Raw genomic sequence first — 9898 nt, 5'->3', positions numbered from 1 at the left:
ACTAAGCAATCAACAAAGTTGGTTGCTTAGTTTTTTGAATTTCGGGTATCGTTTTGTATATATTGTAAAATAGGAGGTTACTTTATGCCTGTTAATATGAAACGCATTTATGATGAAGCAGCCAATTCCGACGGAGTTCGTATTCTTGTTGACCGTGTTTGGCCGCGTGGTACGTCAAAAGAAGATGCAAAACTCGATCACTGGGTAAAAGAGATTGGACCTTCCAACGATTTACGTAAGTGGTTTGATCATGATCCAGATAAATTTAAGGAATTTAAACAAAAGTACAAACGTGAACTCGATGAAGGCGATCAACAGGAAGCACTAAAAGAATTAAAAGACATAACAAAGAAACACAACAAAAACGTGACCCTTCTTTATGCATCAAAAGAGGAAAAATACAATCAGGCTAGTGTACTAAAAGAAATTCTGGATCACCAATAAAACTTCACCCATGCCGGTGAAGTTTTTCATTGCTTAGAATCTAGCAGCTTTGTGAAAGTTAAGATAATGTAAAAATAATGTAAAATCTAACATGATTGATACGGGATGTGTTATTTTAAAGGAAATAATAATTAATGGAGGTCCTAATGCAAAAAAAACATTCTCTTTTAGAAATAGCTTTTGCTTCATTAAAGTTGGGTTTGACGTCCTTTGGAGGACCAGTTGCACATCTTGGATATTTTAAGGAAGAATACATAGATAAACGAAAATGGCTGGATGACAAAACATATGCAGATATTATTGCCTTATGTCAGTTTCTTCCTGGACCGGCTAGTAGTCAGGTTGGTATTGCGATTGGCATGCTTCGTGGTGGTCTTTTAGGCGGCATTATTTCCTGGCTTGGATTTACAATACCTTCTGTGATTATACTCGTGTTGTTTGCTAGTCTGTACCAGAGTTTCTCACTTGAAGGAGCGGCTTGGATTGCCAGTTTGAAAATAGTTGCAGTAGCGGTTGTTGCTCATGCTGTTATTGGCCTTGGGAAAAAATTAACACCAGACCGACCGAGAATTGCTATTGCACTCGCAGCAGCGCTCTTGATGCTGCTTTTTCCTTCAACAATTACACAGTTGATTATTATTGGAGCAGGCGCTCTCGTTGGATTTAGTATGTATGCAAAACAAGCTGTTTCCAAAGTGCAGCCATTTGTTATATCGATTACGAAAAGACAAGGCATCATTTCTATAATTACGCTCATTGTTTTGCTGATTGGGTTACCGATTCTCGCGCAAAGCACCACCAATGACTATATCAAAATCACGGATATATTTTTCCGGGTAGGGTCACTCGTGTTTGGAGGTGGACACGTCGTACTTCCATTGCTCGAACAAGAGGTGGTCCCCACTGGAATGCTATCCTCAGGTGAGTTTTTAGCAGGGTATGGAATGGCGCAGGCTGTACCTGGACCTTTGTTTACATTTGCCGGGTATCTTGGGGCAATGCTGACTGGCGTTACTGGTGCAATCGTTGCAACTTTAGCCATTTTCTTGCCATCATTTCTATTAATCATAGGAGCTTTACCATTCTTAGGTGAACTGCGAAAGCGTGCAAGTTTTCAAGGAATATTGACTGGTGTCAACGCGAGTGTAGTGGGAATTTTACTTGCAGCATTTTATGACCCAGTTTTTACAAGTGCTATTTCATCCGGAGTTGACTTCGGTTTAGCGGCTATTCTATTTTCGCTGATGCATTTTTGGAAAACACCTGCATGGCTTATCGTAATCATTGGAGTAGTTCTCGGAACGCTATTGTCTTTCATTTAATTTTCAATTGAATTTGCGGTAATATGAAATAAAGGAAAAGGTGATAACTAATGGCGGAACATATTTTTGAACTCAACGCCAGCTGGCCTGGTGGAAGAAACAGTAAAGGTTATATAGAAGCAGGGAATTTACAAACTGAAATCTCAATACCTAAAGGAATGGATGGACCCGGTGTGGGGACAAATCCTGATGAAATGCTGCTCGGGGCTGCAGCAACCTGCTATTTGATAACATTAGCAGCGATGATTGAACGTGCGGAACTTCCTTTAGATCATATGTCACTAGTGTCAGAAGGTATTGTTGATGTCACAAATGGAGTATTCACGTACAAAAAAATTATCCACAAGCCATTTGTAAGTTTGAAAAAAGACGCAACAAAAGAAGATTATAGCAAGCTTGAAAAACTAGTTAGTAAAGCTGAAAAAAGCTGCATGATTTCACGTGCAATCCAGGGTAATGTCGCCTTGGAACTTGAGCCAACAATAAAATAGACGCATTTAACACTAATGTTATCCAATCAGCACGCTTGAAATGCATGCGGTATGCATTTATCATGAAAATAATAAGCAGAACCTGATACAGGAAATGGGATATAATATGATAAATAAACAAACAATTACAGTTCAAAAGGTGTTGAACAATAACGTGATTATTGCGGATCATCCAATCTATGAAGAAGTGGTGTTAATCGGGAAGGGTATTGGTTTCAACCGAAAAAGTGGTTCGTTAATAACCAATGATGCAGCTGAGAAAACCTTTCTTTTACGTAATGAAAAAGAGCGTGAGAATTATGTAAATCTGCTACCTAATATTGATGAAGGTATGGTTGATTTTATGAATGATGTAATGGTTCATATCGAATCAAGAATGGACCATCCATTAAACGAACATATACACGTAGCACTTACAGATCACATAGCATTTGCGATTAGTCGTGTAAAAAAACAGATTCAATTCTCAAACCCCTTTTTATTTGAGACTGAGTCACTGTATCCAAAAGAGTATCAGGTTGCAAATGAAATTATTGACATGATACATGAAAAATTTGACGTGCAATTTCCAGAAGGTGAAACAGGATTTATCGCTTTACATATACACAGCTCAGTAACAGACAAATCTATCAAAGATATTAATAGGCATAACAAACTTATAGGAGAACTAGTTGATTTAACTGAAAGAACCTTGATGATTGAGCTTGATAAACAAGGTGTGAATTATCATCGACTGGTACAGCATTTCCACCGTGCAATTGAACGCGTGTACAATGTAGAAAAACCCAGTACAGAAATTCGGCTAAAAGAAATGTTGAAAACAGAGTATCCTGTATGCTATAATCTAGCTTGGAAACTGATAAAAATAATGCAAAACCGACTAAATAAAAATGTTGATGAAGCAGAGATTGTATATATTACAATACATCTGCATCGTTTAACTCTATAAACTTTCTAATACGTGTTACTGATAAGATCAGGCATGAGTATGAAAAGAAATAAAGGTTAATGATAGATACCATATCTATCTGGATTATCCTTATATTCTTTTTGTTCTCATGTCTTTTTTGTTTATATAGAATTTATTGGTTGTTGCATAAAACAAGGAGAATTTATATGTCGAAAAGTAATATTTTTGGTACATTGCAAAAGGTTGGTAAAGCATTAATGTTACCGGTTGCATTGCTGCCAGCTGCAGGTATTCTATTAGCATTTGGTACCAGCTTTGCTCAAGAACGATTTGTTGAAATAATTCCTTTTTTTGGAACACCATGGGTCCAAACGCTATTGGAAGTTATGGCAGAGTCCGGTGGAATTGTTTTCGACAATTTACCACTACTATTTGCTGTTGGTGTGGCAATCGGCTTGTCCAATGGTGACGGTGTCGCTGGACTCGCAGCTATTATTGGATATTTAATCATGAATGTTACGATGGGTGTTTTAGGTGGGGTAACGTTAGAAATGACTGATGGAGCAGCTTATGCTGAAGTGTTGGGAACACCAACATTACAAACAGGTGTATTCGGTGGTATTATCGTTGGTCTGCTATCCGCATCCTTATATAAAAGGTTCTATAACATACAGTTACCACAGTTTTTAGGTTTCTTTGCTGGTAAGCGATTTGTACCAATCATTACTGCATTTTCTGCATTGCTACTGGGGATTGTTATGTTATTTGTTTGGCCATATGCACAGACAGGCTTGAACAATCTGTCCCATTTTATGTTAAATGCAAATATCCATGTGTCAGCTTTTATATTTGGCGTGATTGAACGTGCGTTAATACCGTTTGGATTACATCATATTTTCTATTCACCTTTTTGGTTTGAATTTGGAAGCTATGTAAATGAAGCAGGAAATATAATTCGTGGAGACCAGGCTATTTTCTTTGAGCAACTTGAAGATGGCGTACAATTTACTGCTGGTACGTTTATGACTGGTAAATTTCCTTTTATGATGTTCGGATTACCAGCAGCGGCTTTATCCATTTATCATACAGCTAAACCTAGTCGCAAAAAAATTGTGGGAGGGATAATGGCGAGTGGTGCACTGACATCATTTTTAACAGGAATAACCGAGCCACTTGAGTTTTCCTTTTTGTTTGTCGCACCAGTTTTATTTGGTATTCATGCTATTTTTGCTGGACTATCCTTTATGATTATGTCGTTATTGGGTGTAAAAATAGGAATGACTTTCTCAGGTGGACTTATTGATTTCCTAATGTTTGGTGTTTTACCAGGACGAACCGAGTGGTGGTGGGTTCTAGTTGTAGGAGCAGTATTTGCAGTAATTTACTACTTCGGTTTCCGTTATGCTATTTTGAAATTTAATCTCGCAACACCTGGACGAGAAGATGAAGCAGAAGATGTAGAGGATGACGGAGAAGTAGGGGATCTTCCATACGATATACTAAGTGCAATGGGTGGTCAGGAGAACATAACAAACCTTGATGCATGTATAACAAGATTACGTGTGTCAGTCGATAGTGCCCAAAACGTTGATAAAAATAAGTTAAAAAAGTTGGGGGCATCCGGAGTCATGACTATTGGAAATAATATACAGGCTATTTTTGGTCCGATTTCAGATACATTGCGTGGACAAATACAGGATATAATTGATGGGAAAACGCCACGAACCCGTAATGATGCTTCCGAGATAACGAATGATGCAAAACAAGCGGAAGCACCGTTGAGCACTGGTGACCTTAATTTTATCAGCCCAATAGAAGGAGAAATTATGTCTATTACAGATGTTCCGGACCAAGTTTTTTCTGAGAGAATGATGGGTGATGGATTTGCAATTAAACCTTCAAATGGCAGAATAACTTCACCTGTTGATGGTAAAATTGTAACTATTTTTCCGACAAAGCATGCAATAGGATTAAAAACGGACAGTGGCCTGGAAATACTAATCCATATTGGAATTGACACAGTTAATTTAAAGGGTCAAGGTTTTGAATTATTAATGGCTGAAGGTGATGTTGTTAAACGCGGACAAGCTTTAATGCAGATCGATCTTGACTATGTGGAGGCTAACGCACGTTCCATTATTACACCAATTATTTTTACTAACCTTGGAGAAGGCCAACAAGTCGAGATAGTAGCGTCAGGTAAGGTAAAACAACAGGGAACAGATATTATCAGGATTAAGTAAACAGGTAGTGAATGTTATAATTTAGTTAACCCGCTCCCAGTACCAATTAAGGGGCGGGTTTTAGAAATTTGACTTTCACTGTATACTTAAGCAAGATTACCGAGGGAGTGATGCTTGATGATTATCGATCAAACACAATTTGACCAAAGAAATATGAGCAAACTCATCAAAGGAGCGGTTGTTCCACGACCAATTGCATGGGTTTCGTCAATAGATAAAAACGGCATTCAAAACCTAGCGCCATTCAGCTTTTTCACAGTGGCTTCGATGGATCCAATTACGTTTTGTATTTCTATTGGTGCTGGACAAAGCCTGAACCATGAAAAAGATACACTTTCCAACATAAGAGAGACAGGCGAATTTGTTATCAATATGGTTGGTGAAGCACAGGCGAATCAAATGTATGAAACCAGTAAACACTTTGATCCAGAGGAAAACGAATTTGAGATAGCTAGTCTTAAAACAAGTGAAAGTAAATTGGTAAGTGCTCCAAGAGTGGCAGGAGCACCCGTTAATATGGAGTGTACATTAGACCAGGTTATAAAAGTAGGAAACAGTCATCTTGTTTTGGGACGATTAGTTTGCTACCATATCAAAGATGAAATTCTAATGGAGACTGACAAGGTAAATCCTGAAAAACTTAAGCCAGTCGGCAGGATGGGTGGCGACTATACGTTTGTTAATGATTTTTATAGACTGCCTAACGACGCGTTTAATAAATAAAATAATTTGTGGAGAAGGCGATAATTGCTTTCTCTTTTTTTAATATTACTGTTTCAAGGATTTATGTCATTCCATTTACGTTTCCGTAACAACCCCATTAATTCGTGTCTCAGGCTACGTACTTTGTGTGGAAGTGGGTATACATTATATACACGATGACTTCAACACAAAGGGAATGGATAAAAATGGAAAGATCGGCATATTTTGATAATGCAAAGCTAGTCTTGATTTTTTTAGTAGTATTTGGTCATATCATTCAGCCCTTCACGCATGGTTCGCTAGGCATGAACACGTTATATACGTGGATATACACGTTCCACATGCCTGCGTTCATCTTTTTAGCTGGTTTTTTCGCCAAGGGGTTAGGGAATAGAAAATATATCATGAACTTAGCCAAAAAAGTCCTCGTACCATATTTTATTTTTCAGGTTTTATATTCGGGATACTACTTTTATTTGGGTCATAATGATTGGCAAACTGGAATCTTTTATCCACATTGGTCTTTATGGTTTTTATTTAGTTTATTCAGTTGGCATTTGTTATTGTACTTTTTTAAAAAAATGCCAATGTATCTCAGTGTCACAGTATCTCTAATAGTAGGTTTACTTGTGGGGTATTTTGGAGAAATTGGTCATACATTCAGTTTATCCCGAACGTTTGTGTTTTTCCCGTTTTTCTTGCTTGGATATTGGTTGACCAAAGATCAAATGATGTCCATGAAGAGAAAGAGTATGCGCATTGGTTCACTTGTAGTAATGGCGTTTGTAGCAGTAGCTATATATATAGCACCAACAATTAATTCCGGATGGTTACTTGCCTCCAAATCATATATCGACCTAGGCATGCCGGAATACGGGATTGTAGCTAGATTATTAGTCTATGTAACAGCATCTGCAATGGCTTTGAGTATATTATTGTGGATTCCATCGCGAGAAAATGTGTTTACAAAATTTGGCACACAAACACTATATGTCTATTTGCTTCATGGATTTTTCGTTCAATTTTTCCGGGATAATAATTTATTTAAAGTAAATAGTATCCTGGATTTTGCTGGGATATCCGTAGTAGCAGCGAGTATTGTGCTGGTATTGTCGAGTAAACCAATTCAGGTGGTTTTACAACCAATTATTGAGGGAAAAATATCACTAATAAGAAATATGTTTCGACAGGTCAGTAAAAGTCAGCACAAAGAGAACCTTCACGTAAAAAATTAAAAACAGGAAGGTGATAAAGATGAAAATTTGTGTATTTGGTGCTAGTGGATATGTAGGAGCGTCTGTATACGACAAGCTAAAGCAAACAGAATCAACAGTTGTTGGTACGTATTTGAACGAACCCATACTGTTTGATGATCTCTACGAGCTGGATGTGAACGAACCAGAGACTTTCTCTAACTTTTTTAAGAGTGAAAAACCGGATGTCGTTGTCTGGTCAGTTATGAGTGGGCCAAATGAACATAAACTCACTGACCAGGGTCTGATGCATTTATTAACACACCTTACACCGCAAACAAAACTAATTTATATCTCATCGGACTTTGTCTTTTCTCAAGGGAATGGACCATATAGCGAAGAAGATCCGTTGTCCCACCTTCCGGATGACCATAGTTTTAGTAATTATACTAACGCTAAGGTTAAGGCGGAAAAATTAATAACAAAAGAGTTCTCCAATTATGTCATTTTACGGGCTGGGCCAATTTATGGGGAGAATGCTATAGGTAAATTAGACGAAAGGACAGATAAATTGTCTTATCATTTAAGTTCTAATCAGCCAATAGAATATCGAGATGATTTGGTCAGAACCTTCGTGCATATTGATGATTTAACAAATGTTATTGAGGAAATGGTATTTAATGACGTGACAGGTACTTATCACGTCGGACCAGAACATGAGCAAACACTTTACCGTTTTATGAAAGTAGCCGCCCACAAAATTGGATATGACGAAACACTCTTATCCAAAAGCACAACCCAAGAAGAAGTGGACGCAGAAATACCCAAAAACACAGCACTAAAAACAGACAAAATCAAAACCGTAACAAAACAACAGTTTAGATAAATGGGAATACATGGATAATGTGCCAGGCACCACAAAGCCACTACGAAATTTTTCGTAGTGGCTTTGTCTGTCTAAAATAGCATATGTGCTAGTAAGGTGATAATTGGTAGTGTAATAATTGTTCGGAGTAGGAAAATCACCAGTAAGTCGATAAATGATACTGGGATTTTGGACCCTAACAACAATCCACCTACCTCTGACATATAAATTAACTGGGTAACCGATAAAGCTGCAATGATAAATCTGGTTATCTCTGCATCTATCGATTCTGCGATAAGTGCAGGTAGGAACATGTCAGCAAAACCAATTAAAATTGTTTCGGATGCAGCTTTCGCAAATGGAATATTCATCAGTTCCAGAAGTGGTATGAACGGCATTCCCAGCCATGTAAAAGTAGGTGTGAATTCGGCAATCATCAAGGCAACTAGACCGAATGCCATAACAATAGGCGCAACACCCATCCACATATCCAGGATATTTTGGCCACCTTCTTTAAAGAACTTCAGTACGCTTGACTCGGTCTTTGCCCGATCAAGTGCTTTTTTGTAACCAAAGCTTAATAAACTTTGCCCCTTAGGAGGTGATTCATCTATATCGTCGTCTGTATCGCTAATATAGGTGTTTGGTTTTCGGGATAATGGCGGGATCCGTGGCATTATCAATGCTGCAACCAGTCCAGCGATAATAACCGTAAAATAAAACGGAACAAACATATGCCCAAGTCCAACTTGTTCGATTATGACAATGGTAAAAGTGATCGAAACAACAGAAAAGGTGGTACCAATTACTGCCGCATCGCGCTTTGTATAGTGTCCTTCCTCATATTGCTTACTTGTTAACAAAACACCAATTGTACCATCACCAATCCACGACGCTAAAGAGTCAATGGATGAACGACCAGGCAACCTGAAAAGTGGGCGCATGATTTTGGTCATTAATGTGCCGAACAGATCCAGTAAGCCATAATTCATTAATAAAGGTAAGAATAGGCCAGCAAACAAAAATACTGCAAATAAGATGTGTAATAGTGACCCTAGCAGTAATTGGCCAGTATTTGCACCGTAAATGACTTCTGAACCGAGCTGGTAGTAAACCATTACTGCGAAAACTGCAGCTACTACACGTGTAACGGCCCAAAAAGGAGTAACGTTGAATAATTGCTTGAAAAAAGGAGTTCGATTAAGTTTTTCACCACCGATGAATTTTACAATGACTGTACCTAATGCGGTGATTATGATTATCCACATCATAATAAGTGATAAATAACCACCAAGTATGGATTGTAACCAATCAGCCATTATAGCAATTGGAATGGTCATTCCATCACCACTTGGGACAGGTGTCATAAATAAGAAAACACCAATTAAAGAAGGTACGATAAACTTAAGATGGTCTGTTAATTTGTACTGATTATCCATAATGAACCTCCAATCCGTTTTATATTAGTATACAGAAAAGAAGAGAATAGCAAAACCCTAATCTAGTCAAGTGAAGAAGCTAGGAAAAAAAAGGACCACTAACCAGTAAGTTAGCGGTCTGAAAAGCGTGGCGCGAATCATCAAGACTTACTTGTTTTTAACATGATTATCCTTTAAGTCGATACTGTATTCGAATGGAACAGGATCAACTTGGTCAGATGGTGCTGAATACCAAGTAGTCATATAATTTGTACCTTTTTTGAACAATTGACGTAACTGTAATGCATCT

General features: G+C 37.8%; 9 protein-coding genes. 8 read left to right on the top strand and 1 reads right to left on the bottom strand.

Going from position 1 to position 9898, the window contains the following annotated elements; translation table 11 throughout:
• Positions 1 to 84 precede the first annotated feature (84 nt).
• The 8 genes from ACOI1D_RS19620 (at position 85) to ACOI1D_RS19585 (ending at position 8191) form a co-directional block, all read left to right on the top strand.
• Positions 85 to 444, top strand: coding sequence for a DUF488 domain-containing protein (locus ACOI1D_RS19620; RefSeq protein ID WP_422503675.1), 360 nt, complete (start codon positions 85 to 87; stop codon positions 442 to 444).
• A gap of 146 nt (positions 445 to 590) precedes the next feature.
• Positions 591 to 1766, top strand: coding sequence for a chromate efflux transporter (gene chrA, locus ACOI1D_RS19615; protein WP_422503674.1), 1176 nt, complete (start codon positions 591 to 593; stop codon positions 1764 to 1766).
• Between the two features lie 50 nt (positions 1767 to 1816).
• Entirely contained in the window at positions 1817 to 2257 is a 441-nt protein-coding gene (locus ACOI1D_RS19610) for an OsmC family protein (RefSeq protein ID WP_422503672.1), read from the top strand.
• Positions 2258 to 2363: 106 nt separating this feature from the next.
• Positions 2364 to 3206 carry a glucose PTS transporter transcription antiterminator GlcT gene (gene glcT / locus ACOI1D_RS19605; protein WP_422503670.1) on the top strand — a complete coding sequence of 281 codons (843 nt, stop codon included), beginning with the start codon at positions 2364 to 2366 and terminating at the stop codon, positions 3204 to 3206.
• A gap of 167 nt (positions 3207 to 3373) precedes the next feature.
• Complete coding sequence (gene ptsG / locus ACOI1D_RS19600) at positions 3374 to 5410, top strand: glucose-specific PTS transporter subunit IIBC (protein WP_422503668.1); 2037 nt, start codon at positions 3374 to 3376, stop codon at positions 5408 to 5410.
• Between the two features lie 117 nt (positions 5411 to 5527).
• A complete protein-coding gene (locus ACOI1D_RS19595; RefSeq protein ID WP_422503666.1) occupies positions 5528 to 6133 on the top strand; it encodes a flavin reductase family protein in 606 nt (201 codons plus the stop codon).
• 185 nt (positions 6134 to 6318) lie between these two features.
• Positions 6319 to 7347, top strand: a complete 1029-nt coding sequence (locus ACOI1D_RS19590) for an acyltransferase family protein (protein ID WP_422503664.1) — start codon at positions 6319 to 6321, stop codon at positions 7345 to 7347.
• Positions 7348 to 7366: 19 nt separating this feature from the next.
• Positions 7367 to 8191, top strand: coding sequence for a sugar nucleotide-binding protein (locus ACOI1D_RS19585; protein ID WP_422503663.1), 825 nt, complete (start codon positions 7367 to 7369; stop codon positions 8189 to 8191).
• Between the two features lie 71 nt (positions 8192 to 8262).
• Here ACOI1D_RS19585 and ACOI1D_RS19580 read toward each other — a convergent pair whose 3' ends face one another.
• Complete coding sequence (locus tag ACOI1D_RS19580; protein ID WP_422503661.1) at positions 8263 to 9609, bottom strand: YjiH family protein; 1347 nt, start codon at positions 9607 to 9609, stop codon at positions 8263 to 8265.
• Positions 9610 to 9898: the final 289 nt, after the last annotated feature.

The sequence above is a fragment of the Virgibacillus sp. DJP39 genome (genome assembly GCF_049310925.1).
In the GTDB taxonomy this organism is placed as follows: Bacteria; Bacillota; Bacilli; order Bacillales; family Amphibacillaceae; genus Virgibacillus_F.
This window is presented reverse-complemented; position numbering and strand designations above follow the sequence as displayed.